Raw genomic sequence first — 25,276 nt, forward strand, 5'->3', positions numbered from 1 at the left:
GTCCGGCCCAGCCGCTGGCGGCTGGGCGTTCGGGCGCTTGCGAAGCAGTGCTTCGCAAGCAAAGCGCCCTCACCCTTGGGGGCTCGATGGCGCCATCCATGGCGCCAACGGTCCTGCCCACCCACACCGCCCCACCTCTGACAAATTCCTTCGGCTGTTGGTAGGTGTCGACCTTGGTCGACACGGTAGATCCACGCCATGCGTGGATGATGTTTCCGGTGGCGGCGATGGGGTCGGCGATGGGGTCGGCGATGGGGTCGGCGATGGGGTCAGATCCCTTTTCCGTCGGAAAAGAGATCTGACCCCCGGGGCCTCAACCGACTTCGTACAGCTCCAGCGGCAGGCCATCCGGGTCGGCGAAGAAGGTGAAGCGGCGGCCGGTGTATTCGTCCACGCGGATCGGTTCGCAGTCCACGCCGTGGCTGGCCAGGCGTTCGATGAACGGCTCCAGCGCAGCGACCCGGAACGCGAGGTGGCGCAGGCCCTGGGCCTCGGGGCGGCTGGGGCGGGGCGGTGGCGAGGGGAACGAGAACAGTTCCAGCTGGCTGCCGTCGGGCAGGGCCAGATCCAGCTTCCAGGAGTCTCGCGCGGCGCGGTGGTTCTCGGCCAGTACGCGCAGGCCGAGGATACGGACGTAGAAGTCTTTTGAACACGCATAATCGCTGCAGATCAGTGCCGCGTGGTGGATGCCCAGCAGGGCGTCGGAACCGGTGTTCATTGCAGGGTGTCCAGCCAGCGCTGGGCGATCTTCTGCGCCAGCGGGTACGGTTCGGGATCGTTGCGATTGGTCAGCACGATCACGGTCAAGTGCTTTTCCGGGTATCGAACGATCACATTTCGGAAGCCGATGCTTTCGCCGCTGTGCCATTGCACCGGGCCGTTCAGGCGCCATCCGAAGCCGTAGTGCGGCACATCCGGTTCGGATGTCGATGTGGCCGGGCTGAACATCGCGCGGCGCAAGGCCTTCGACAGCAGGCGGTCGTCGTACAGCGCCGCATCCCAGCGGGCGAGGTCGTCCAGCGAGGAGTAGATCCCGCCATCGCCGAGCACGGCACTGGTGGCGCTCTGGTCGGTGCGCTGCCAGCGGCCATCGATCCAGCTGTAGCCATAGACGCGTGCGGCGATGGTATCGATGCCGTCCTGATGGGCCACGGTGTGGGCCATGCCTAGCGGGCGGAAGATGCGCTGTTGCAGGAAGGCTGCGAAATCCAGGCCGGAGGCGCGGCCGACGATCAGTGCCAGCAGCGCATAGCCGCTGTTGCTGTAGTGGTACTGCGTGCCCGGCGCGAAGTTCAGCCGGTCCTGGCGCGACAGCAGGGTCAGCACATCGGCGTCATGCACCTGCCGAGTGTCAGCCGGATCCATCAGGTCTTCGTAGTCGAGCAGGCCGCCGGTGTGCGAGAGCAGCTGGCGGATCGTGATGGCCGCCGCAGCCGGTGGCAGTTCGGGCAGCCACTGCCGGGCAGGTTGATCCAGCCCAAGCCGGCCATCCTCCACCAGCAGCAGCACCGCCGCAGCGGTGAACTGCTTGCTGACCGAGGCCAGCCGGAAGTTGCTGGCCGGGGTGACGGCGGTGCCGTCCTCCACCACCGCCAGGCCGTAGCCACGGCGGAACACCGCTTGCCCGTCGTGCAGCACCAGGACTGCAGCGCCGGGTACCTGGCCGTCGTAGGCCTGCATCAGCCCGTCGATGCCCGCATCCGGTGGTTTCAGCACCGGTGCGGCGATACCCGTTGAAGGCAGCAGGCCCAGCACGACGGCGAACAGGGCGACGGCAGGGCGCATGGTGGCTCCGGAAGGGTCAGGGTGAAGGCGTGGGCGTAGTGCTGGCCGGCTGCACCATCCAGCGTTCCATCTTGCGGTCAAGCACGTCCAGCGGCATCGAGCCGTCCTTCAGCAGTTCGGCGTGGAAGCGGCGCAGGTCGAAGGCGGCGCCCTGGCGCGCCTTGGCCTTGTCGCGCAGGGCAACGATGGTGGTCAGGCCGGCGACGTTGGACAGTGCCTGGCCGGGCTGGGCCATGATCCGCTCCACCTCGGCGTTGGCGTCGTCACTGCTCATGTCCACGGTCTTCTGCAGGTAGCTGACGGCCTGCTGCTTGCTCCAGCCCTGGGCGTTCACGCCGGTATCGGCTACCACGCGGGCGGCGCGCAGCAGGCGCGAGTACAGGTAGCCGATGCGGTCGTAGGGATCGGTGTAGATGCCCAGGTCCTCGCCCAGCGTTTCGGCGTACAGGCCCCAGCCTTCGACGAAGGCGAGATCGCCACCGAGGCGGCGGAAGCGTGGCAGCTTGGCCAGCTCCTGCTGCAGGCCCAGCTGGACGTGGTGGCCCGGGATCCCTTCATGCAGGTACTGCACCGGCACGTTCCAGCGCTTGCGGCTGGGCAGGTCGCGGGTGTTGATGTACAGCACGCCCGGTTGCCCGGCCGCCGACGGCTGATAGGCGGCAGCGGCGGCGGTCAGTGCGCGCTCCGGCTCCACCGCACGGACCTCCAGCGGTGCCTTCGGCAAGGTATCCAGCACCTGCGGCAGGCGTGCGCTGACCTGCTGCTGCACCTGGCGGTAGCGGTTGATCAGCGTGTTGGCGTCGCCGTACTGGAACTGGCGGTCGTTGCGCATGCTGCGCAGCAGCTTGGTGGGAGAGCCGCGCAGCTTGGCATCCTTCATCACCGTGGCGATCTGCGCCTGCAGTTCCTGCACGCGCTGTTCGCCCAGCGCATGCAGTTGTGCGGCGGTCTGGTCGCTGGCGGTGGTCTGCACGATCAGGTTGGCGTACCAGGCCTGGCCATCGGGCAATGCGCCCAGGCCGCTGCTGGTGCGTGTGGCCGGCAGGTATTCGGTGGCGATGAAGCCGCGCAGGGCGCGGTAGGCCGGCATGATGCGCAGCTCGATCATGCGCTTGTATTCGGCGCTGATGCGCGCCTTGTCCTCAGCCGGGATGGTGTTCGGCATGGTGCGGATCGGCGACCAGAAAATGCTCTCCTCGGCGGTCGGCTTGATCACCGCATCCAGCTGCGGCAGCACTTTTTCCATCAGGTCGCGTGGTTGCACCACGCCGGCCTTCATGCCCTGGCGCATGTTGTCGATGGCCTGGTCGAACAGCTCGGGAATGCCCAGCGAACGGCGTGACCAGGTGTCGTAGTCCTGCACGGTGTTGAATGGCTGCGCGCCCGCACCGGAGCCGAGGATCGCCATGATGCTGCCGATGTTGTAGTACTGGCTGATCGGCATCATCCAGCTCGGGTAGCGCTCGGCGGCCAGCGATGCGCGCGCGTCGCGCACGAAGATCTCGTAGCTGAGCAGGTCCTGGCCCTGCAGGCCGTCACTGCCGAGCTTCTCGACCTTGCCCAGCCATTGCGTGGTGAAGTCGTGCGACTGCTGGCGCCAGGCGGCGGACAGGATGTTGGGCAGCTGGTCGTTGTAGCGGGCCTCGCCCTGGAAGGTCGCCTGCAGCGGATTCAACCGCATCGAGGCATCCCAGTATTCGTCGTACAGGCGCTCCAGCTGCACCTGCTTGGGTACGGCCCGGGCCGGGGCGACCGGGCGGGGCGCGGCGCGGCGCGCCGAACTGCCACGCGCCGGCGCGGTGGCGCGGGCGGGCCTGGCCTTGGGCTTGGCAGCCTGGCGGGTCTGCGCAGCGGCAGGGCGGCTGGCCTTTTTCTTCGCTGCTTCGGCCGACGGCATGGCACTGAACAGGAACAACGCGGCAATGGCGGCGGCCAGGGCGCGGGTGGGATGCGGCATCAGGAGCTTCCGTGGAACACAGACCGTGGAGCTTGCACGATCCGGCCGCGTACGGCCAGCGTGAAGGCGCAGTCAGCTTTTTGCCGCTGGGGCTTCAGTCAGCCGCGGCCGCGGCGCGCAGGGCGGCGGCCCTGTCGGCGCCCAGATAGCGGGTGATCGCGCGCCGCATCAGGTACAGCAACGGGATCAATGCGATCGCAAAGCCCATCTTGTAGATGTAATTGACACTGCTGACGGCCAAGAACAGCGACGTCGGCCAGTGCTGCGGGCCGAGCACGAAGGCGATCCAGATCACCACGAAGCTGTCCACCACCTGGGAGATCGCGGTGGATCCGGTCGCACGCAGCCACACGTGGCGCTCGCCGGTGGCCTGGCGGATGCGATGGAACACGGCCACGTCGATCAGCTGGCCGAGCAGGAAGGCCACCAGCGAACCGGCGATGGTCCACATGCCCTGGCCGAACACCGCGGCGAATGCCGCCTGGTAGTCCGGCACGCCGTGGCCGTCCATCGAGGTGACCCACCAGCTGGCCGGAGCCAGCGAGATCGCTGCGAAGGCGAACAGGAAGCCATAGGCGATCAGCACCACGGCCAACCACGAGATGAAGCGCACGCCGCGCTTGCCGAAAAACTCGTTGATCGTGTCGGTCATGATGAACACCACCGGCCACAGCAGGGTACCGGCGGTGAAGCTGAGCGAGCCGGTCTGGCCAAACAGGTTCCAGTTCAGCGGATCGATGCCGAGGGTGTCTTCCAGCGCGAAGATCTTCACCCCGATCAGTTCGGCCAGCACGGCGTTGCCGCAGAAGAACGCGGCCAGCACGATGAACAGCAGGACCGCGCGGTCCTGCAGCGGGCGCTCGATCGGCGCCGCGGTTGTCATTCGCTGCGTTCGCCTGCGCGCGTGAACGGAACGCTGGACGGTGCGACGGCACCGCCGGAAATGATGAAGCTCATGGCCTGGTCGACGGTCCAGTCGGTCGGGGTGAGCAGCTCCACCGGCACGATCTCCAGGTAACCCGAGGTCGGGTTCGGTGTGGTTGGCACGTACACCGCGGCCAGTTCACGGTCGGTGCCGTGCTCCTTGATCACGCGGGTGACCAGCCCGACCGACTTCATGTCGCGGTGCGGAAAGTCGATCAGCACCACGCGCTGGGTGCTGCCCGGTTCGGTCTGCAACATGTCCAGCAGCTTCTTGGCGCTGTCGTAGATGATGCTGGCCAACGGAATGCGCTTGATCACCGCGCCGACCCAGCGCAGCAGGCGCTGGCCGAGCACGCGGCGGCTGGCCACGCCCACCGCCAGGATCACCAGCAGGGTGGCCAGCAGGGCGATGGTGTTCTGGATCCACTCGGCACGGACCCAGCCGAGGTAATGCGGGAAGCTTGTCGCGATCTGCTCGGAAAGCGGCACCACCAATGGGCTGGAAATGCCCGAAAGCAGCACGAACACGAACTTGACCACGACCCAGGTCAGCCAGATCGGCAGCAGGGTCAGCAGGCCGGTCAGGAACAGGCGCTGCAGGGAGGGGCGGGGGACCAGGGCGGGGGCTTCGAGCGACATGCGCGCATTGTAGCGGCCACGGCCGGTCGATTACGCTGGGGGATCGACTGCGGCAACGATGCATGGAAGGGAAGCTGTGTTGAAGATTCTGCGCGGACTGGGCTGGGCCCTGGCAGGACTGCTGGTGCTGGCCATCGTGGTGTGGTGCGCCTCGCGCATGTGGCCGGTGCCGGAATCACGGCTGCAGGCCCAGCAGCGGTTGCAGGCCCGCCTGCCCGCTGATGGCCGCAACGGCTTTGCGCTGCTGTGGACACTCGCGTTCGACGATCTCGACCCGGACCAGCGCGATCAGGCGTTGGCCCGGGATGTACAGCGCTGGGAGGCGGATCCGCGCGGCAATGGCGGCGCCCGTCCGCAGCTGGCAGAAGACCACGTCGAGCTGCATTCACGGCCTTCGGCCAGCTGCGGACCGACCGCCAGTGACTGCCTCGGCCAGGTGCGTGCGGACCCGCAGCGCTTCGTCGATGCCCACGCTGGCCACCAGCAGCTGCATGCGCGCCTGGACCAGCTGGCCGATGCGGATCACTTCGTGTCGCCGTTCCGGCCAAAAGGGGAAGGCATCCTGGTGCCGATGCCGGCCTATGGTTTGGTGATCGACGCCACCAGCGCACGCGCGCTGGCATATGTGCAGGGTGATATCGACGGTGCGCTGCGTGGCAGTTGCCGGGGGCTGCAGCTGGGCCGCCGGCTGGTGACGGGCGGCAGCTACCTGGTGGAGAGCATCATCGGTGCCAGCCTGGTGCAGGCCAATGCCCAGCTGCTGGCCGACATGCTGGTCGAACTGCCGGCCGACCAACCGCTGCCAGCGGAATGCGAGCAGGCGATGAAGCCGATGAGGGCCGCCGAACAGAGCCTGTGCCGTGCGATGCAGGGCGAGTATGCGATGAGCAGGGCTGCGATCGAAACCTCGGCGCAGGAGTTCGGTGGCGTGCTGGTACTCGATCGCAGCAGCACCCTGGCGCGAGTGGCGGGCAACCTGGGCTGGGCCTGTGGCGCGGCGGCGATGACCGCGCTGGAGGCGGATCGCCCGCTGCCGGTGCCGGCACCGCCGCAGCATGACTTCGGCTGCCTGTCGAACGTCATGGGGTGCGTGCTGGCCGATATCGCGGGCCCGGCCTATCCCGCGTATTCGTCACGGCCCCAGGATGCCGCCGCGATGGTGCGGCTGATCGGTGCGCAACGCTGGCTGCGACAGCAGGCCGAGGACCCTGTGGATGCGCTGAAGCGCTTGCCTGCCCAGTTCCGCTCGCAGGTGCGGACACCGCAGTTGTCGGCCGATGGCCGCCGCCTGCAGGTACCGCGGCGCTCAGCGCCGCGCAGCACCGACGAGAGCCCATGGTTGTCGGTATCGCTGGTGGCAGGGGACGCCCCGGCCGCCGCCGCGCGCGACTGAGCAGCGGCGGCCAGTGCGCGCTGTCCTCGTCATCCTCGCGGCTGCCTTCGCTCCGCGTCGCACCGCAGGTGCACGCGCATACGCGCGCATCGGAGCCTCCCTGGCAGGGCAGCAGAGGACAGCGCCCGCGCCGGATCAGCGCGCGTGTGGCTTCAACCGCAGATAGACCTGCTTGCGCACCTGGGCGACCACCTCGCCGCTTTCGTCGACGACGTCGTTGCTGAACCAGCGCAGCACCTTCTCGCCGCCCGCCGCTTCGGCACGCAGTTCGGACAGCAGCGCATCGTCGATGCGGAACGAGGTGCGCACCGTGCCCCGGCCAGGCTTGAGGAAATCGATCGCACCGGCCCGGTCCCACACGTAGTAGTCACGGCCGAGGATGTGCAGCAGGCCCAGCATCCAGAACGGGTCGGTCATCGCGAACAGGCTGCCGCCGAAATGCGTGCCGACGTAGTTGCGGTTCCACGGCCGCAGCCGCAGCTCGACGTCGATCTGCCGGTAATCGGACGTGATGCGGGTGACATGGATGCCGGTGAACAGGAACGGTGGCCACAGGTTGATGCCGAAGCGGAACAGGCGGGCGTTCATGCGGGTCCGGGGCGCGAGGCGAGGTGCTCAGTCTAACCATTCGCATGCGTATGTTGCACCCCGGGCGTGTGTCCAACGGCGGCGTGCATGTCCTCCTCATGGGCCGTCGATCATGTACCCGTTGCGGCCGTTGGCCTTGGCCTGATAAAGGGCGGTGTCGGCGCCTTCCACGAAATGATGGGGCTGCAGTTCGCCGTCGGGCACGCGGGTGAATACGCCAATGGTGAGCGTGACGGTATCGTCGCTGCCATCGCCCGGCGCCGGCAATGCGCGCACGCAGGCAATCAGGTCCTCAATCACCTGGCGTGCGCCCTCGGCCGGTGTATCCGGCAGCACCAGCGCGAATTCGTCGCCACCGTAGCGTGCGGCCATGTCGCGCGGGCGGCGCGCATGGGCGCCGATCAGGCGGGCGACATCACGCAGCACGCGGTCGCCGACCTGGTGCCCGTGGCGATCGTTATGGCGCTTGAAGTGGTCGACGTCGATCAACGCCAGGCTCAATGGCTTGCCGCTGCGCCGCGCTGCGTCGCATTCCTGCTGCAGCGACTGCTCGAAGCGGAGGCGGTTGCCCAGGCCGGTAAGGGCGTCGCGGTTGGCCTGGCGGTGCCAGGCCGAGATCCGCCACACCGCCCAGACCAGCAGTGCCAGCGTCACGCCCAGCATCGCGCTGGCCGGCGCCCACCACAGGTCACTCGTGCGCAGCAGCAGCCAGCTCAGCAGGGCAGGCATCGGCAACGAACACAGCGCGACCAGCCAGGGCAGGCGCAGGCCGAGCAGGATCACGCACAGCGCCACCAGCACACCGCTGATGGCGTGCTGCCAGGCATGCGGTAGAACATCGATCTGCTTGTGCTGCAGCAGCATCGAGGTGATGTTGGCCTGGTACTCGCTGCCGCTCATCCAGAACTCGCGGGTGGTCGGGGTCAGCAGGCGGGGCGCGATGCCGCTGGCCGTCATGCCAACTACGATGCGGCGGCCATGCAGCATCGCCATGTCCACGTGGCCATCGAGAACGTCCGCATAGGACACCTGTGGCAGCCGCTCGGGGGGGCCGGCGTAGCGCACGCGAACGTAATCGTCGCGACGCCATTGATAGGGCGAGCCCAGTTCCGGGTCGGGATCGGGCAGGCCGCGTACGGCACCGGCAGGCAGGTCGGCCAGTGCCAGGCCCAGTGCCGGCCAGTGCGGCTGGCCGATACCTGCGTGCAGATAGACGCCACGGGCGACGCCGTCGCCATCCACCTCGACATCGGTGTGGCCAATGGCGGCAGCACTGGCAGCGATCTGTGGGATCGGCAGCATTTCCTCGGCCATGCGGTCGCCGGCCGCCGGTGCGGCCAGCACAGGCAGCACCACCCGGCCATTGCGTCGGATGGCGGCCGCCAGCTGATCATCCTGTCGGCTGTCACGGCGATCCGGTTCGGACAGCATCAGGTCCAGCGCGACGCGTTCGGCGCCGGCATCGGTCAGGCGGTCAAGCAGGCGTGCATGCACCGAGCGTGGCCAGGGCCACTGGCCGATGCGCTGCAGGCTGCCTTCGTCGATGGCGACGATCAGCACGCTGGGATCGGGGCGGTACTCCCAGTTGCCGACCAGCGCATCATAGGCCGCCTCGTCCTGCCGCCACAGCCATTGTCCCTGGCTGGCCACGATGGTCAGCACGCCGGCCAGCAGGGCCAGCAGGATCCGCTTCGACCATGGCAGCGGCGAGCGCCTCACAACAACAACCAGAGCAGCAGGGCACCGCCACCCGCGCCGTAGCACAGGCGGCACGGCAGCGGGACCTGCTGGGCAGGCGAGAACGCGCTGGCGTGGCCGTCATCGTCGATGTACTGCACGCGTACATGCAGGGTGCCGCTCCACGGGCGCTTGAAGCTCACCTGCGGCTGATCCACGGTTTCGTCGACCAGCGGTGCCTTGAAGTCGCCGCGGCGATCCACCTGCACCCGGTAGCGTTGGCCTTCGCTGCCGGCCTGCCAGCGCAGCGTCAGCTCGCCGTGTGCGGCCTCGGGCGGTTGCAGTGCCGGGTCCACTGGTTCATTGCTCAGCTGCAGCGGCAACGCCTGGCCATAGCGGCCCTGTCGGCCCTCGCCATCGCGCGAAGCCACGCGCCAGTAGTACTGGCCGGGCGGCAGCGGTCGCGTCAGGCGCAGGTCGGTCGCATGGGTGGCCTGCTCCTGCAGGGGCTGCAGGAAGCTGGGCTCGGTGGCGATCTGCAGGACGCTGCTGCGCGCACCGGGGGCCTGGCTCCAGCGGAAACGCGGGCGGTCGCTGTTGATCGTCTGCCCATGCAGCGGCGATACGGTCAGTGGCGGTGGTGGCTGGTCACCGAGCTCGAAATCGGCGCTGGCATCCAGGCCTTCGACCCCCTGGGCGTCGACCGCGCGCAACAGGATGCGCAGCTGGCCAGGCGGCAGGTCGCCGATCGCCAGCCGGGTGTCGGCGGTGGTGGCGGCGAACAGCAGGATCTCCGGCGTTGCCGCCTGCACTACTTCCACCCGGTAATGATCGGCGCCATTGACCGGTTCCCAGGCAAGCAGGGTCGGCAGCGGCGCCAGGCGCAGCGCGTCATTGCGCAGCGCCGGCGCCGGCAGCAGTGCAGAGACCGCAGCGGGCGCCGCATCGGCACTGCTGCTGCGGGTGGCCTGGCCCGGCCGGACCAGGCGCAGGCCATGGGCGTTGCCGACCTGCACCTTGCCCTGCAGGACCTCGGTGGCACCGACGTGCCCGTCATCCCCGGCGCTGACCCGGAACACCGTGCCGCGCACGCTGCTGGTCGCGGTGGGCGCATCGATGATGTAACGCGAGGCGGGACCGCGCGCCGGCGTCACCCGGTTGCTGGCTCGCCCCTGCTGCAGGCGCAGTCGGGTGTCGACCATGCCGGTGTGGCCGTAACGGCTCAGCTGATCCAGGCGCAGGCGCGAGTACTCGCGCAGCTGCAGGCGCGAGGCATCGGCGAATTCCAGGGTGATGCTGGAGTCGCCTTCGGTCTCCACGGTGTCACCGATATGCAGCTGTTCGCCGGCCTGGAGCGCGCGGGTCGCCGTGCCATCGGCGCCTGCCAGCGCGACCTTGCCGCGCACGGACAGCACCCGGGCCGGCGCCGGTTCGGTGCGCAGCCAGCTGATCGGGAAGCGCAGCAGCTGGCCCGGCGGCAACTGGTAGGGGTTGTCGATGCGGTTGTGCTGCTGCAGCTGCTGCCAGCGTACCGAGGGCTTCAGGTAGAGCCCGCCCAGGTCCCACAGGGTATCGCCGGGCCGGACCCGATAGTTCCAGTCCTGGGCGCCGGCAAGGGCGGGCATCAGGAAGAGGGCGCAGAGCAGAGCGCCCGTTAAATGCATGGCGAACGACAGAGAGCGGACGACGGTCACAGTTTGCAATCCCGGCAATGCGGGGGTGCAGCTGCAAGACCCCATGGCCCCGACCTCATCCCCCCGAACGGATCGTGGCGACCGCGTGGCCACCAGCGCGGGCATTATTGCCCGCGTTCAGTGCAGGAATTCTGAACGGAGCGGGTTCCCGTTCAGAACAGCAGCGACGCCATCCTGCGGCGGTACTGGCCGACCAGGTCCTCGTCGGAGATCACATTGAAGGCGTCGATCAGGGCCTTGCGCGGCAGGCCTTCCTCGAATCCGCGGTCGATCCGCAGCATTTCGAGGAACTGGGCCAGCGCGGCCTCGTCATGACCGCCGAGCAGCAGTTGCACGCCGCGCAGGTGGCGGGCCTTGAGGTCCTTGCCGTCAGCGGCGATGCGTGCCTCCAGCACCTCGGCGGCCGGGGCATCTTTCAGCGCGGCGGCGAAGGCCAGGCGGGCGCGGGCACGCACGGCACGGTCGTCGGTGGCCAGATTGGCAGGCAGGCCGTCGATCAGGGTGCCTGCCTCGTCCACGCCACCGATCTGCAGCAGGGCCAGGGCCAGGTCGAGCTTCAGTTCATCCTTGTCCGGCTCGGCGGCGATCTGCGCACGCAGCACATCGACCTGCGCCTGCGGATCCAGCGGGGTGTCATCTTCGGGGACAGCATCGCCCACATCGGCCGGTACGATGCCGTGCTGGGCCAGGAACTCACGCAGCTGGCCTTCCGGAATGGCGCCCGGGAAACCGTCCACCAGCTGGCCGCCCTTGACCAGGAACACGGTCGGCACCGAGCGGATCTGGAAGGCCGCAGCGATCTGCTGTTCCTTGTCGACATCGACCTTGGCCAGCTCGAACGCACCGTTGTACTCGGCAGCCAGCTTTTCCAGCATCGGGCCGAGGGTCTTGCACGGCCCGCACCAGGTGGCCCAGAAGTCGACCAGCACCGGCGTCTGCAGCGACTTCTGCAGGACTTCGGCCTCGAAGGTCGCAGTGGTGGCGTCGAATACGTAGGTCGTCTCGGTCATGGGGAAAGCATCGCTTGGCATCTGGAGACCGATTCTATGGTGACGATCGATGTCCGTCTCAACCCTGCCGTCACATCGCGCGCGACGGCCTCGGGGGCGTGGCACGCAGCACAGCCCGTGGATCACCCGCTTTCCGGAGCTGACCGGCGTGCTGGCCGAGGTGCGCCGGAAGCACCCGGCCTCGGCCGCGCGCTTGGCGCACTGCGTCACTGCCGCGACAATGCGCTGATCCATTCTTTTCCGGGTGACTGCGCGCAATGTCCATGGTCCGGCTTGATCGTTGGTTGGGACTGCTTGCTGCAGTCGTGTTCGTCCTGGCTGTGTCTGGCTTCGGTGCCGGCCTGGAGGGCTATGCACAGGCCCGCCACCCGGTGGCGCTGCTGGGGGCGCGGGGCGTACCGCATGCGCTGGCGTTCAATCTGCTTGGCTTCGTGCTGCCCGGCGTGCTCGCTGCGGTGGTGGCTGAGCGCCTGCGCCGCAGCCTGCCCGCCACTGCCGGCTGGGCACCGAGGGTCGGCAGCCAGATGCTGCTGCTGGCTGGCCTGGGCTTTGCCGCGATGGGCTTGCTGCCGCTGGACGTGGACGATCTGCATGGGCCCGCCAGCCAGCTGCATGCCAGTGCCTGGATGATCTGGGTGCTGGGCTTCGTCGCCGGAACCCTGTTGCTGGGCACGACACAGCTGCGTCAGGCGCATGGCCGCGCCCTGGGCGCCCTGGCCCTGGGCTGCGGCGTGCTGGCTGCGGTGGCCGCGTTTGCCCTGCAGGGCGTCCTGCCGGCGCCGCTGGCACAACGGCTGGCGTTCGCCTGCTGGGTGGCCTGGCTGGCCGCCGCACTGCCGCTGTCGCGCCAACGCTGAGACGGCTCCCGGGGCATCGCGGCGCCCACCCCCAAGCAGGCAGGATTGGAGACGTTTGCCGCACTGCGGTACGCTGTACCGCTTTGCCGCCGCATCCGCGTGTTCCATGACCAGCGCTGAAACCAACGCCTACGACCCGCAGCAGGTTGAATCCGCCGCCCAGCAGTACTGGGACGCCACCCGTGCCTTCGAGGTCGACGAGACCTCGGACAAGCCGAAGTACTACTGCCTGTCGATGCTTCCGTACCCGTCCGGTGCGCTGCATATGGGCCACGTGCGCAATTACACGATTGGCGACGTGATCAGCCGCTACAAGCGCATGACCGGCCACAACGTGCTGCAGCCGATGGGCTGGGACGCGTTCGGCCTGCCGGCGGAAAACGCCGCGATCAAGAACAAGACCGCGCCGGCAGCGTGGACCTACAAGAACATCGACCACATGCGCAGCCAGCTGAAATCGCTGGGCTATGCCATCGACTGGTCGCGCGAGTTCGCCACCTGCCGTCCGGACTATTACGTCCACGAGCAGCGCATGTTCACCCGCCTGATGCGCAAGGGCCTGGCCTATCGCCGCAACGCGGTGGTGAACTGGGACCCGGTCGACCAGACCGTGCTGGCCAACGAGCAGGTCATCGACGGCCGCGGCTGGCGCTCCGGTGCGCTGGTGGAGAAGCGTGAGATCCCGCAGTGGTTCCTGCGCATCACCGACTACGCCCAGGAACTGCTGGATGGCCTGGACGAGCTGGATGGCTGGCCGGAATCGGTCAAGACCATGCAACGCAACTGGATCGGCCGCTCGGAGGGCCTGGAAATCCAGTTCGACGTGCGCGACGTCGATGGTGGCGTGCTGGATCCGCTGCGCGTGTTCACCACCCGCCCGGACACGGTGATGGGCGTGACCTTCGTGTCGATCGCCGCCGAACACCCGCTGGCGCTGCACGCAGCGAAGAACAACCCGGAACTGGCCGCGATGCTGGCCGACCTGAAGCAGGGCGGTGTATCCGAGGCTGAACTGGAAACCCAGGAAAAGCGCGGCATGGATACCGGCCTGCGCGCGCTGCATCCTGTCACCGGCGAGCCGGTGCCGGTGTGGGTCGCCAACTTCGTGCTGATGGGCTACGGCACCGGCGCGGTGATGGCCGTTCCGGGCCATGACCAGCGCGACAACGAAGTGGCCAACAAGTACGGCCTGCCGATCAAGCAGGTGATCGCGCTGAAGGATGCGCGCACCGACGAAGAGCGCAACTGGGACGGTAGCCGCTGGCAGGACTGGTACAGCGACAAGAGCCGTGCGTTCGAGCTGGTGAACTCGGCCGAGTTCGACGGCCTGGATTTCCAGGGGGCCTTCGAAGCCCTGGCCGAACGTTTCGAGCGCAAGGCCCAGGGCCAGCGCCGCGTCAACTACCGCCTGCGCGACTGGGGCGTGAGCCGCCAGCGCTACTGGGGCTGCCCGATTCCGGTGATCTACTGCGACAAGTGCGGTGCGGTGCCGGTGCCGGAGGAGCAGCTGCCGGTGGTACTGCCGGAGGACGTGGCGTTCTCCGGGACCGGTTCGCCGATCAAGACCGACCCGGAATGGCGCAAGACCACCTGCCCGGAATGCGGTGGCGCCGCCGAGCGCGAGACCGACACCTTCGACACCTTCATGGAGTCGAGCTGGTACTACGCCCGCTACACCTCGCCGGGTGCCCGTGACGCTGTCGACAAGCGCGGCAACTACTGGCTGCCGGTCGATCAGTACATCGGTGGCATCGAGCACGCGATCCTGCACCTGATGTATTTCCGCTTCTACCACAAGCTGCTGCGCGACGCGCGGATGGTGGACAGCAACGAGCCGGCGCGCAACCTGCTGTGCCAGGGCATGGTGATCGCCGAGACCTACTACCGCCCGAATCCGGACGGTTCGAAGGACTGGATCAACCCGGCCGATGTGGAAGTGCAGCGTGACGAGCGCGGCCGCATCACCGGCGCCACCCTGATTGCCGACGGCCAGCCGGTGGTGGTCGGTGGCACCGAGAAGATGTCCAAGTCGAAGAACAACGGCGTGGACCCGCAGGCGATGGTCGGCAAGTACGGCGCCGACACCGTGCGCCTGTTCTCGATGTTCGCCGCGCCGCCGGAGCAGTCGCTGGAGTGGAACGAGGCCGGCGTGGACGGCATGGCGCGCTTCCTGCGCCGCCTGTGGGCCCAGGTGCAGAAGCATGCTGCCGACGGTGCCGCCCCGGCGCTGGACGTTGCAGCACTGGATGCCAACCAGAAGGCGCTGCGCCGCAAGACCCATGAAACCATCGGCAAGGTCGGTGACGACTACGGTCGCCGCCACAGCTTCAATACCGCCATCGCAGCGGTGATGGAGCTGATGAACGCGCTGGCCAGGTTCGAGGACGACAGCGAGCAGGGCCGCGCGGTGCGCCAGGAAGCGCTGCAGGCCGTCGTGCTGCTGCTGAACCCGATCACGCCGCATGCCAGCCACGCCCTCTGGCAGGTGCTGGGCCATGGCGAGACGCTGCTGGAAGACCAGCCGTTCCCGCAGGCCGACAGCAGTGCGCTGGTACGCGATGCCCTGACCCTGGCGGTGCAGGTCAACGGCAAGCTGCGCGGCACCATCGAGGTGGCGGCCGATGCCGCGCGCGAGCAGGTCGAGGCGCTGGCGCTGGCCGAGCCCAACGCGGCCAGGTTCATGGAAGGCCTGACGGTGCGCAAGATCATCATCGTCCCGGGCAAGATCGTGAACATCGTCGCCGCCTGATGTACCTCGCACCGGCCACCCGCGCGGTGGCCGATGCCTTTCCAGAAGCAGGGCCGGGTGCTTGATGGCCCTGCATTCACGCGGCTTCGGGCACGCTGTGTGTTGCCGTGATCGCCCGGCTCCGCCAGACTGTCTCCATGACCCGAATCCTGCTTGCCCTCGTTCTTGTCCTCGGCCTCGCCGGCTGCGGCTTCCATCTGCGCAACAAGCTGATGCTGCCGACCGACACCGCCCCGGTGAAGGTGGTATCCACCGCCCCGTACAGTGAACTGGTCAAGCTGCTCAATCGCAGCCTGCTGGCCTCTGGTGCCAGGCTGGCCGATGAGGACAGCAAGGAACCCAGTACCCAGCTGCAGGTGTTGTCCGAGCGCTGGGGTGACCTCCCGATCGCCATCGACTCGCAGGGTCGTGCGCAGGAGTACAGCCTGCGCTATGCGGTGATCTTCATCTTCCGCCGCGAGGATGGCAGCGAACTGGTGCCGCAGCAGGTGATCGAACTGTCGCGCGACTACGTGTCGCCGCCGACCGACGCCACCGGTACCACCACCGAACGCGAAATCCTGGCCACGGAGCTGCGCCGGGAAATGTCCGCCTCGATCATCCGCCGTATCGACAGCGTGGTCCGCGCCGAGATCGAGAAGGGGGGCAGCCTGTCCGCGCCGAAGGCCAAGCCGATCGAGGGCGCGGTGCCGGCAGAGCCTGCCGCCGCCGTCAAGCACTGAGCGGCAGCGACGATGGAACTGCGTCCGGAGCAGCTGGCCAGCCAGGGCGCTGACACCGCGTTGGCGCCGGTGTACCTGATCGCAGGCCCGGAAACACTGCGCGTACTGGAGGCCGCAGATGCCATCCGCGCGCGTGCGCGCGCCTCGGGCATCGGCGAACGCGAAGTGTTCGATGCCGACGGGCGTGATTTCGACTGGAACCAGCTTGACGCCAGCTTCAATGCGCCAAGCCTGTTCAGCGCCCGCCGCCTGGTCGAGGTGCGCCTGCCCAGCGGCAAGCCGGGCAAGGAGGGCGCCGAGGTCATCAGCCAGTTCTGCGCCAACCCGGCGCCGGACGTGGTGTTGATGATCACCGCCAATGAATGGAGCAAGGCCCACCAGGGCAAGTGGGCCGAGGCGGTCAGCCGCATCGGCGTGCTGTCGGTGGCATGGGCGATCAAGCCGCACGAACTGCCGGACTGGATCGAGCGCCGCCTGCGCGGCAAGGGCCTGCGTGCCGACCCGGCTGCCGTGCAGCGCCTGGCTGAGCGGATGGAGGGCAATCTGCTGGCCGCCGCCCAGGAAATCGACAAGCTGGCGCTATTGGCCGACGGCCAGCCGTTGGATGTGGAACGGATGGAGTCGCTGGTGGCTGACGCTGCCCGCTACGACGTGTTCCGGTTGGTGGAGGCGACGTTCTCCGGCCAGCCGCCGGCGGTGCTGCGCATGCTGGCCGGCCTGCGCGGTGAAGGGGAGGCGGTGGCCGCATTGATGCCGATCGTGATCCGCGAACTGCTGGCGGGCGCAGGCCTGGCCCGCGTGCAGGCGCGTGGTGGCAACCTGGCCGCTGAAATGAAATCGCGCGGCATCTGGGAATCGCGGCAGGCGCCTTACAAGCGCGCGCTGCAGCGGCACCCGGAAGGCAAGCGCTGGGAGCGCTTTGTGGCCGAGGCGGGGCTGGTCGACCGCATTGCCAAGGGGCGCGCTGACGGCGACGCCTGGCTGGCGCTGGAACGCCTGCTGGTGGCCGTGGCCGAACCGCGTGCCGTGCGCCTGCTGGCGCGGGCCTGAGTGATGAGCCTGCGGATCTACTACGGGGGCACCTTCGATCCGGTGCACCTCGGGCACCTGGCGATCGCGCGTGCGGCCCGTGATGAACTGCAGGTCGCCGTGCGCATGCTGCCGGCCGCCGATCCGCCGCACCGCGCGGTGCCCGGCGCCACCGCTGAGCAGCGCTGCACGATGTTGTCGCTGGCCATCGGCGACGAGCCGGGGCTGCTGCTGGACCGTCGCGAACTGGATCGTGCCACCCGCTGCCCCGGTCGCCCGTCGTACACCGTCGACACCCTGCGCGAGCTGCGTGGCGAGCTGGGCCCGAGCCGGCCGCTGGCCTGGCTGGTGGGCGCCGACAGCCTGCTGGGGCTGTCCGGATGGCACGAATGGGAGGCCCTGTTCGATCTGGCCCACTTCGTGGTGGCCGAACGGCCGGGCAGTCCGTTGCAGGCGTCGATCGATGGCGAGCTGGGGCGTGCCCTGCAAGGGCGCTGGGCCGACAATGAGCAGGCCCTGTTCGCCAGCCCGGCCGGGCGCATCCTGCGCCTGCACCACCCACTACGCGGGGAATCTGCCAGCGCAGTGCGCTCGCAGATTGCCGCTGGCGGTCCCTGGCGCGCACTGCTGCCCCCGGCCGTGGCCGACTATGTCGCTGCACACGGGCTGTACCGCCCGGCCACGGCGTGAATGGCGCGGCCGCGCCATCCCCGTATAATCGCCCCCACGTTTATCGAGTCGATCCACTTTGAGCAACCAGACCCAGCCCCAGACCATCAAGGTCGATCTGCCCAGCCCGCCGCCGTCCGTGCCGGAACTGCTGGCCAGCGTCCGCCAAGCCACCGAAGACCTGAAGGCCAAGGACCTGGTCGAGATCGACGTGCGCGGCCGGTCCAGCGTTGCCGACTACATGATCGTCGTTTCGGGCACCTCGACCCGCCACGTCAAGTCGATTGCCGATGAAGTCGTGCGCTTCGCCAAGAACATCGACGTGATGCCGCTGGGCGTTGAAGGCGAGCGCGAAGCCGAATGGGTGCTGGTCGATCTGGGCGACGTGATCGTCCACGTGATGCTGCCGCGCGTGCGTGAGTTCTACGCGCTCGAGCGCCTGTGGACCGTCGGCGACCAGCCGCCGTCCAGCGACGACGAAGTGGCCTGAGCCGCACGTTGATGCATCCCTTCGACGGCGCCGATGGCGCCGTCGACGTTTTGGAGGACCATTGATGAAAGCCCGCCTGATCGCCACCGGTGAACGCGCGCCCAGCTGGGTCGCGCAGGGGTTCGCCGAATACCAGAAGCGGCTGTCGCATTGGCTGCCGTTCGAGCTGGTGGAAATCGAACCCGGCCTGCGCGGCAAGGGGCGCGATCCGCGCCGTGCCACCGAGGATGAAGGCAAGCGGGTCATCGCCGCTCTACCGAAGAACGCTTACGTGGTGGCACTGGACGTGCCGGGGCGGCAGTTGAGTTCCGAGCAGCTGGCGCAACGCCTGGAGCATTGGCGCGGGCAGGGCCGGGACCTGGCGTTCCTGATCGGTGGCCCGGAAGGGCATTCGCCAGAGGTCTCTGCGCTGGCCGACGAAAAGTGGTCGATCGGACCGCTGACGCTGCCGCACATGCTGGTGCGTCTGGTGGTGGCCGAGCAGCTGTATCGGGCTGCCGCAATGATTGCCAATCACCCCTACCATCGCGCGTGAAGAGTGGTTATACTAGTCGTCTGCCCGAATAGCTCAGCCGGTTAGAGCACTTGACTGTTAATCAGGGGGTCGTTGGTTCGAGTCCAACTTCGGGCGCCACCTTGAGAAACCTGCATCGCGAGATGCAGGTTTTTTTTTGCCGTGTTGTGGCGGCGAGCCCATGCTCGGCTGCATCCTCCAAGCCGGGCACGCGCTCGCCGCTACAGCGTGATCCGGCCCTTCCAGAACGCTGCCAGCGTGGCGATTGCTACTGCCAGGATCGCGCCGAACAGCGCCCACTCCCAGTGCGTGAAAACCGGCTCGCCGCGCTGGCGCCGGGTCTGCGCAAACAGAACAACGCCGGGCACGTACAGCAGCACCGACAGCAGCAGGTTGTTCAGGCCGCCGGCATACACCAGCCACAGCGCGTAGGCGCTGGCCAGCAGCGCGACCACGAAATCGCGCCAGCGCACGCGTGGCTCACCCGCGTAGGACTGCCCGCGCCAGGCCAGTTGCACGCCGAACGCGGTGGACAGGAAGTAGGGCACCAGGCTCATCGATGCGGCCAGCAGCACCAGGCCGGTGTAGCTGCCCGCATTGAACAGCACCAGCAGCAGGAACAGCTGGATCAGCCCGTTGCTCAACCACAATGCATTGGCCGGCACGCCACGCGCATTCTCGCGTCCCAGGAAGGCGGGCATCGTGCCGTCGCCAGCGGCGGCATACAGCACTTCGGCACACAGCAGCACCCAGGCCAGCAACGCGCCCAGCACCGAAATGATCGAACCGGCGATGATCAGCGTCGCGCCCCATTCGCCGACGATGGCGCGCAGCACATAGGCCATCGACGGGTTGGGCAGCGCGGCCAGTTCGGCCTGCGACAGCACGCCCATCGACAGCAGGCTGACCAGGACCAGCAGCAGCCAGACCCCCAGGAAACCGATCACCGTGGCACGGCCGACGTCGGCACGGCGCGCGGCACGCCGCGAATAGATGCTGGCGCCTTCGATGCCGATGAACACCCACACGGTGACCAGCATCATGCCGCGCAGTTGCTGGCCGAGGTCGCCAAGCGCAGGTGTGCCGAAGAAGTCGGCGCGGAACACCTCCATGCGGAACGCGCCGGCGGCCAGCACCAGGAACAGTGCGATGGGCAGCAGCTTGGCCACCGTCACCAGACCGTTGACGATGGCGGCGGTGCGCAGGCCGCGCAGCACCAGCAGGTGGACGGTCCACAACAGTACGGACGAAGCGGCCACGGCGGCTGGCGTGTTGCCTTCGCCGAACACCGGCATGAAATGGCCCAGGCCGCTGAAGATCAGCACGAAGAAGCTGGCATTGCCCAGTACCGAAGCCACCCAGTAGCCCCACGCCGCGGAGAAGCCGATGTAGTTGCCGAAGCCTTCGCGTGCATATGCGTAGATGCCGGTGTCCAGGTCCGGACGGCGGTTGGCCAGGGCCTGGAACACGAAGGCCAGCATCAGCATGCCGGCGCCACTGACGGCCCAGCCGATCATCGCGGCGGCCGGACCGGCACTGCGCGCGACGTTCTGCGGCAGCGAAAAGATACCGGCGCCGACCATCGAGCCGACTACCAGTGCAGTCAACGCCGGCAGGCCGAGGCGTTGGTTGGACGAGGGCATGCTTTGGTTCCCTTGCGGTCATCCCATCGGCCTTTCGGCCGGGGGGGGGCAGCAGTTGCATTCGCGTCATCGATCTTATCCATCTCATCGAGTGCGATGGAAGGTTGGCATAGTGGGCTTCCCTTTATGAGCGCGCACCCCATGACCAAATCGCGGGCCTTTCTCACTCCCGATGGAACCGAGTACGTTACGGCGCAGGCCGTGGGCCACCGTCGCAACAGGGATTATGGTGGAGAACCCACGGGAGATCGCTATTTCTCAACGCATCGTGCAGGTCATCGTCGCCCAGTGAAGCACGTGATGAAGGGGCGGTCGTGGTACTTCGCATATATCGACGGCGTGAAGGGCGGAGCGGCAGCGGGAGGCGAATCGCTGCAGCATCTGTTGTTCAAGGAGGCTTTCAGTCGGCTGGACCATGTGCAGCTGGTTCTTTCGCTTCCTACCGGAAAAGGGCCTCGTCGCTGGCGTGAATCGAGAATCTCGATCTCCCGGGTGGAGCAGGAGTGGCAGGTGCCGGGAAGGGGGGATTATCGGGCAGATCTGTATGTCGAGTTCACCAGCGAAGATGATCTGGGTTCCAAGTGGGACGGGAAGTTCCTGCTTGAGGTCAGGCGATCACATGCTGTGGATGCTGCAAAACAGGATGGCCTCCGGCAACTGGGCATTGCAGTGATCGAAGTGGATATCGGCAGGGTGCCGATCTACGGCTACACCATTCCCGAGGACGAAACCAGTGATGTGGAGGAAGCTCGATACCTCGACAGGATCAAGCGCTTGCTGGAAAGCGAGCGTGGATTCCTGCAGGCGATGGTCCTCAGCAATCCCAGCAGCAACGATTATCTGGAGGCGCTGGTGCGCAGCCAGCAAGAGGAACTGCAGGTGTTGAGCGAGCGGGAAGCCCTGCTGCAGTCCGAGGTGGCAGGGGCGGGTGCACGCAGTCTTGCACTGGAAGAGAGCCACGGCAGGCTAGCTGCCCAGCTGAAGCAGAGCGAGGAGCTGCTTGCCGGCGTACAGAGGGTCGCTGCTGATCTGAGGAAGGAGAAGGTGACGTTGCAGAAAGGGCTGCAGTCCGCTCGTGATGATCTCAACTCGGAGGTCGCCGAACGGCGTCTGTACCAATGTTGCTTCTGGGGCCTCACCGCCGCCGCGGTTCTGCTGATCTGCTGGATGGCCTGGCTATGGTTGTTCGGCTGACGCTGGCTCCACAATGCCGGGTGGCATTGAAAAAGCAAAAGCCCGGGTGTTGGCCCGGGCCTTTGCAGGTGACGCTGCTGCAGGATTACTTGAACGTGTACTTGGCGCCCACGGTGAAGTAACGGCCCAGTGCACCGGAGAAGTGCATCGGGTTGTAGTTCACGCCGCCGTAGGTGGTCGGATCGAGAGGTGCGATGCGGTCGAACACGTTGGCCACCGAGGCATTGAGCTCGAAGGCGTCGGTGATGTTCCAGCGGCCGGACAGGTCGAAGGTGGTGAACGAAGAGATCTTCGTCACCGGCGTGCCATCCTCGTAGAACGCCTGGTAGTCGCCGCCACGCTTGTCGGTGTTGTCCATCTTGCTGATGTAGTTGGCAACACCGCTCACGCTCCACGCACCCTGCTTCCAGGTGGTGCCGAAGTTGATCTTGTCCTTCGGCGTACCGATGCAGTTGGTCACGTCGCAGTTGCCGTGCGTGCCGGCATAGTCGACGGTCTCATCGCCTTCGGTGCGCTCGAACTTCAGGATGTGGCTCCACTGCAGGTCCAGTTCGAGCTGGCCCGGGCCGATATCGAAGGTCTGGCGGATATCGGTGTCGATACCGCGGACTCGCGACGAACTGGCGTTCACGTAGCCGGTGTTGACGGCCAGGATGCTGCCCGAGTTGGGCACGCCACCGATGTTGTTGGAGTCACGCAGCACGTTGCCGGCCAGAATGGCCGCTGCGGTGTTGCCCTGCACGATCTCGTTGGTGCGCTTGATCTGCCAGGCATCGACGGTCATCGAGGTGGTCGAGGTCGGCTGCAGCACCAGGCCCACCGAGTAGCTCTTGGACTCTTCCGGCTTCAGGTCCTTGTTCGGGCGGGTGATGATCGCGATCGAGCGCGGTGTGCACTCGTCGGCATCGATGGCGCAACGCACCGGATCACGTGCGTTGGAGAAAGCGGCCAGGCCACCGTCACCGTTCTCGGCCGGGTTCGGCGCACGGAAGCCTTCGGCGTAGCTGGCGCGCAGTGCGATCCAGTCGGCCGGGGTCCACTTCACGCCCAGCTTCGGCGTGGCCTTGCCTTCACCGCTTTCGTACTTGTCGTAACGCACGGCGCCGGACAGTTCCAGCTGTTCCAGCACTGGTGCCGACAGTTCGACGTAGCCGGCGTACACGTTCTGGGTGCCGTCGTAGGCCGAATAGCCCAGGCCGATGATGTCACCCTGGTCGGTGTAGGTCTGCGGGGTCAGGCTGTTGCTGGTCTTGCGCCACTCGGTACCGATCGCCAGGCCCAGCGGCCCCCCCTTGAGGTCGGCCAGGCTGCGCGACACGGTGAAGTCGAACATGTCCAGGCTCGACTTGGCACGCGCGCTGATGGTCGGCGAGATGTAGTCGTACAGTGCCTGCGAGTTCAGGTTGGCGTTGTCGCCGATGCGCCAGGTACCACCGGCGCAGTTCGGATTGCCCAGCGCGCACAGCACCGAGCTGTAACGCAGGAAGCCGGTGCGCTTGTTGACCAGGTCGGTGCCCGAATGCAGGTAGGCGGTGTCATAGCTCCAGTCGCCCCAGTTGCCCTTGACGCCGACCAGGAAGCGGTTGAACTCGTTGGTATTGTTGGTCACGCGCGGGCCGACGTCCCACGCGCTGTAGCGCAGGCGCGCCGCATACGGCAGCGGGTTGTCCGGATGGCCGGCATAGAGCATCGTCGCGCCGTCACCGCTGCTGGCGTTCTTCGGGCCGCCGGGGAAGCCCCAGCCGCCGGAAACACCCGACGGGGTATTGCTGAAGATGGTTTCCTTCTTCGAGTAGCCGATCTCGGTGTAGACCTCGCCGCCTTCACCGAAGGCGAAGGTCGCACGGCCGAATACGTTGATGTACTTCTCTTCGGGGGTCAGGTCACGGAACTGCTGGGCCGGATCCCACAGGCAGCCCTGGGCCGCCGAAGAGGCCTCGGTCTGGCCCGGAATGGAGCTCAGGTTGGCGCAGCCCGGCAGGGCGACCAGATGCGGCGACGGCGCATCATTGTTGAACACCGAGCCGTTCGGGCCGACGCCGCCGTTGGTACGGCCGCTGAGGTAGGCGCCGCCGAGGAACTGTGCGTCGGTAGCGTCATAGCCCCACTGGCGTGTGTCGCCGGTACCGATCCACTTGCGGTTCTTGCGGTCGCTGATCTTGATCGCGTCGGACTTGCCGACATCCAGGCTGAAGAATGCGTTCCAGCCATCCTTGGACAGGTCGCCGGTACCGGCGGTCAGGGTGGCCTTCTTGGTATCGCCGTCGCTGTCACCGGACAGGCCGTAGGACGCACGCAGGATCGCACCTTCGAAGTCGCTGCGCAGAATGATGTTCACCACGCCGGCGATGGCATCGGAGCCGTAGATCGCCGATGCGCCGTCCTTGAGCACTTCCACGCGCTCGACGGCATCGAGCGGAATGGTGCTGAGGTCGGTGAACACCTTCTGGCCGTCGTCGGCCAGGCCGTAGGTCGCCATGCGGCGGCCATTCAACAGCACCAGCGTCGAGCCCGCACCGAGGCCGCGCAGCGAGATGCCGGCGCCGCCACCGGCGAAGCCGTTGCCGAAGGTCTTGGGAATGGAGCCAGCGCCATCGGCGGTGATCGTCTGCAGGTACTCGGCCAGCGTGGCCTTGCCACTGCGGTCGATCTCCTGGCGGCTCACCACCTGCACCGGGGACGGCGTCTCGGTGTTGGTGCGGGGGATGTTGGAGCCGGTGACCGTGATGCGGTCGAGGTTGGTGGCTTTTTCCTGCGCGAAGGCGGAGGAGGAAGCGACGGCGCCGACCAGCAGCAGGGCGCCGCCGGTGAGGATGTGGGTGATGGACGATGCCAGGGTGGTGCGGCGGCGGCTGGCGGGCCGTTGGATCGGGTGTTTCACAGCTTCTCTCCTAACTGGAAAACCGTAGCGTTGAGGGCTGTCGCCGGATCGATACCGGGACGCGCCAATCTAGGTTTCCAGCAGGTGACGAAGTCGTGAATTTTTGCTTAATCAGTAACGCTTGCCCCTGGCATGTCCGCATTTGCCGGGCAGTGGCCGGCCCGGCGCAAGGCCGGGCCGGTGGGACGCTCAGTCCGGCAGCGAGAACTGCACCGGCACCATGCCGATGGCCGGAACCGCCACGCCGTCACGCTGGGCAGGCTCGAAGCGCCAGTGCTTGAGCACCTGCTGGCGGGCGGCCTGGTCCAGGTTGCGCGAGCCGCTGCTGCGCTCGACGCTGACCGCGACCGGCTGGCCACGGGTGTCCACTTCCACCCGCAACAGCACCGTGCCCTGTTCGTGGTTGCGCAGGGACTGGATCGGATAGGTCGGCGGCGGAGCGCTGCGGTACTGCAGCTGGGCGCCGGCCAACGGGGTGGAAGTGTCGATGCTGGGCGCCAGCTGCGGCGGAGCCGGTTCGGCGGCCGGCAATGCGATGCCCTGGGTCTCTTCCACGGTCGCGGTGGGTGCGGGCAGTGGCGGTACCACCGGCTGCGTCCGGGGCTTCGGTACCACCTGGACGATCTCTTTTGGCGGGACCGGAGCCGGCGGCGTCGGCGGTGGCGGGATCTTCTCGATCAGCCGCACCGGAGTCTTTTCACGCGGGGCCTGCACGGCCTGGTAGGTCGCAGGGATGAGCAGCAACAGGAAGGCCAGCAGGTGCAGGGCGATCGCTGCACTCCAGGCGGCGACGCGGGCGGGGTCGAAGTGCGGGGATGCAACGGGATAGGTACGAACCATGATCCACCTCCATGCCAGTGA

22 protein-coding genes and 1 tRNA gene are annotated in these 25,276 nt (G+C 67.3%); 11 read left to right on the top strand and 12 right to left on the bottom strand.

What is annotated here, in order from left to right; all coding sequences use genetic code 11:
- Positions 1 to 313: 313 nt before the first annotated feature.
- The 5 genes from gloA2 to ACM0O9_RS19100 form a co-directional block, all read right to left on the bottom strand.
- Positions 314 to 718, bottom strand: a complete 405-nt coding sequence (gene gloA2, locus ACM0O9_RS19080; protein ID WP_053498965.1) for an SMU1112c/YaeR family gloxylase I-like metalloprotein — start codon at positions 716 to 718, stop codon at positions 314 to 316.
- Positions 715 to 1,785: a serine hydrolase domain-containing protein gene (locus ACM0O9_RS19085; RefSeq protein WP_414604107.1), complete on the bottom strand. Its 1,071-nt coding sequence runs from the start codon at positions 1,783 to 1,785 to the stop codon at positions 715 to 717. The genes gloA2 and ACM0O9_RS19085 overlap by 4 nt, the downstream gene beginning before the upstream one ends.
- 16 nt (positions 1,786 to 1,801) lie before the next feature.
- Positions 1,802 to 3,742 carry a DUF885 domain-containing protein gene (locus tag ACM0O9_RS19090; RefSeq protein WP_065196955.1) on the bottom strand — a complete coding sequence of 647 codons (1,941 nt, stop codon included), beginning with the start codon at positions 3,740 to 3,742 and terminating at the stop codon, positions 1,802 to 1,804.
- A gap of 94 nt (positions 3,743 to 3,836) precedes the next feature.
- Positions 3,837 to 4,625: a queuosine precursor transporter gene (locus ACM0O9_RS19095; RefSeq protein ID WP_065185485.1), complete on the bottom strand. Its 789-nt coding sequence runs from the start codon at positions 4,623 to 4,625 to the stop codon at positions 3,837 to 3,839.
- Positions 4,622 to 5,305: a DUF502 domain-containing protein gene (locus ACM0O9_RS19100; protein WP_005418129.1), complete on the bottom strand. Its 684-nt coding sequence runs from the start codon at positions 5,303 to 5,305 to the stop codon at positions 4,622 to 4,624. Before ACM0O9_RS19100 ends, ACM0O9_RS19095 begins: the two co-directional genes overlap by 4 nt.
- A 76-nt stretch (positions 5,306 to 5,381) precedes the next feature.
- On the opposite strand from ACM0O9_RS19100, the gene ACM0O9_RS19105 reads away from it, so the two are divergent.
- A complete protein-coding gene (locus tag ACM0O9_RS19105) occupies positions 5,382 to 6,698 on the top strand; it encodes a hypothetical protein (protein ID WP_032954375.1) in 1,317 nt (438 codons plus the stop codon).
- A gap of 135 nt (positions 6,699 to 6,833) precedes the next feature.
- Here ACM0O9_RS19105 and ACM0O9_RS19110 read toward each other — a convergent pair whose 3' ends face one another.
- The 4 genes from ACM0O9_RS19110 to trxA all read right to left on the bottom strand — a co-directional run bounded on the left by ACM0O9_RS19110 (position 6,834) and on the right by trxA (position 11,667).
- The gene (locus ACM0O9_RS19110) at positions 6,834 to 7,286 is read right to left on the bottom strand and encodes a DUF4442 domain-containing protein (RefSeq protein WP_235649424.1); all 453 of its coding nucleotides are present in this window, start codon (positions 7,284 to 7,286) and stop codon (positions 6,834 to 6,836) included.
- A 96-nt stretch (positions 7,287 to 7,382) separates the two neighbouring features.
- Positions 7,383 to 9,005 carry a CHASE2 domain-containing protein gene (locus ACM0O9_RS19115; RefSeq protein WP_235649423.1) on the bottom strand — a complete coding sequence of 541 codons (1,623 nt, stop codon included), beginning with the start codon at positions 9,003 to 9,005 and terminating at the stop codon, positions 7,383 to 7,385.
- Positions 9,002 to 10,702, bottom strand: coding sequence for a FecR family protein (locus ACM0O9_RS19120; protein ID WP_414604108.1), 1,701 nt, complete (start codon positions 10,700 to 10,702; stop codon positions 9,002 to 9,004). Before ACM0O9_RS19120 ends, ACM0O9_RS19115 begins: the two co-directional genes overlap by 4 nt.
- 107 nt (positions 10,703 to 10,809) lie before the next feature.
- Positions 10,810 to 11,667 carry a thioredoxin gene (gene trxA, locus ACM0O9_RS19125; RefSeq protein ID WP_005418123.1) on the bottom strand — a complete coding sequence of 286 codons (858 nt, stop codon included), beginning with the start codon at positions 11,665 to 11,667 and terminating at the stop codon, positions 10,810 to 10,812.
- A 49-nt stretch (positions 11,668 to 11,716) separates the two neighbouring features.
- Here trxA and ACM0O9_RS19130 point away from each other — a divergent pair, with 49 nt between their 5' ends.
- The 9 genes from ACM0O9_RS19130 (at position 11,717) to ACM0O9_RS19170 (ending at position 18,817) form a co-directional block, all read left to right on the top strand.
- Entirely contained in the window at positions 11,717 to 11,896 is a 180-nt protein-coding gene (locus ACM0O9_RS19130) for a hypothetical protein (protein WP_134956368.1), read from the top strand.
- Positions 11,897 to 11,924: 28 nt separating this feature from the next.
- Positions 11,925 to 12,524 carry a DUF998 domain-containing protein gene (locus tag ACM0O9_RS19135; protein WP_049459673.1) on the top strand — a complete coding sequence of 200 codons (600 nt, stop codon included), beginning with the start codon at positions 11,925 to 11,927 and terminating at the stop codon, positions 12,522 to 12,524.
- Between the two features lie 106 nt (positions 12,525 to 12,630).
- Positions 12,631 to 15,273, top strand: coding sequence for a leucine--tRNA ligase (gene leuS / locus ACM0O9_RS19140; RefSeq protein WP_005418117.1), 2,643 nt, complete (start codon positions 12,631 to 12,633; stop codon positions 15,271 to 15,273).
- A gap of 137 nt (positions 15,274 to 15,410) precedes the next feature.
- Positions 15,411 to 15,995 carry an LPS-assembly lipoprotein LptE gene (locus tag ACM0O9_RS19145; RefSeq protein WP_005418114.1) on the top strand — a complete coding sequence of 195 codons (585 nt, stop codon included), beginning with the start codon at positions 15,411 to 15,413 and terminating at the stop codon, positions 15,993 to 15,995.
- Between the two features lie 12 nt (positions 15,996 to 16,007).
- Complete coding sequence (gene holA, locus ACM0O9_RS19150; RefSeq protein WP_065185487.1) at positions 16,008 to 17,045, top strand: DNA polymerase III subunit delta; 1,038 nt, start codon at positions 16,008 to 16,010, stop codon at positions 17,043 to 17,045.
- Between the two features lie 3 nt (positions 17,046 to 17,048).
- The gene (gene nadD, locus ACM0O9_RS19155) at positions 17,049 to 17,714 is read left to right on the top strand and encodes a nicotinate-nucleotide adenylyltransferase (RefSeq protein WP_005418110.1); all 666 of its coding nucleotides are present in this window, start codon (positions 17,049 to 17,051) and stop codon (positions 17,712 to 17,714) included.
- A gap of 58 nt (positions 17,715 to 17,772) precedes the next feature.
- The gene (gene rsfS, locus ACM0O9_RS19160; protein WP_005418109.1) at positions 17,773 to 18,183 is read left to right on the top strand and encodes a ribosome silencing factor; all 411 of its coding nucleotides are present in this window, start codon (positions 17,773 to 17,775) and stop codon (positions 18,181 to 18,183) included.
- A 64-nt stretch (positions 18,184 to 18,247) separates the two neighbouring features.
- Entirely contained in the window at positions 18,248 to 18,718 is a 471-nt protein-coding gene (gene rlmH / locus ACM0O9_RS19165; RefSeq protein WP_005418108.1) for a 23S rRNA (pseudouridine(1915)-N(3))-methyltransferase RlmH, read from the top strand.
- A 22-nt stretch (positions 18,719 to 18,740) separates the two neighbouring features.
- A tRNA-Asn gene (locus ACM0O9_RS19170) sits at positions 18,741 to 18,817 on the top strand.
- A gap of 101 nt (positions 18,818 to 18,918) precedes the next feature.
- Here ACM0O9_RS19170 and arcD read toward each other — a convergent pair.
- Positions 18,919 to 20,340 carry an arginine-ornithine antiporter gene (arcD, locus tag ACM0O9_RS19175; RefSeq protein WP_235649421.1) on the bottom strand — a complete coding sequence of 474 codons (1,422 nt, stop codon included), beginning with the start codon at positions 20,338 to 20,340 and terminating at the stop codon, positions 18,919 to 18,921.
- 141 nt (positions 20,341 to 20,481) lie between these two features.
- Between arcD and ACM0O9_RS19180 the strand changes: the two genes are divergently transcribed.
- The gene (locus ACM0O9_RS19180) at positions 20,482 to 21,534 is read left to right on the top strand and encodes a hypothetical protein (protein WP_138952749.1); all 1,053 of its coding nucleotides are present in this window, start codon (positions 20,482 to 20,484) and stop codon (positions 21,532 to 21,534) included.
- An 85-nt stretch (positions 21,535 to 21,619) separates the two neighbouring features.
- Here ACM0O9_RS19180 and ACM0O9_RS19185 read toward each other — a convergent pair whose 3' ends face one another.
- Together ACM0O9_RS19185 and ACM0O9_RS19190 are read right to left on the bottom strand one after the other, a co-directional pair.
- Complete coding sequence (locus tag ACM0O9_RS19185) at positions 21,620 to 24,415, bottom strand: TonB-dependent receptor (RefSeq protein ID WP_235649420.1); 2,796 nt, start codon at positions 24,413 to 24,415, stop codon at positions 21,620 to 21,622.
- Positions 24,416 to 24,604: 189 nt separating this feature from the next.
- Positions 24,605 to 25,255, bottom strand: a complete 651-nt coding sequence (locus ACM0O9_RS19190; RefSeq protein ID WP_005418094.1) for an energy transducer TonB — start codon at positions 25,253 to 25,255, stop codon at positions 24,605 to 24,607.
- Positions 25,256 to 25,276 lie beyond the last annotated feature (21 nt).

Origin of the sequence: Stenotrophomonas sp. FR012 (assembly GCF_047520565.2) — a bacterium.
Lineage (GTDB): Bacteria > Pseudomonadota > Gammaproteobacteria > Xanthomonadales > Xanthomonadaceae > Stenotrophomonas > Stenotrophomonas sepilia.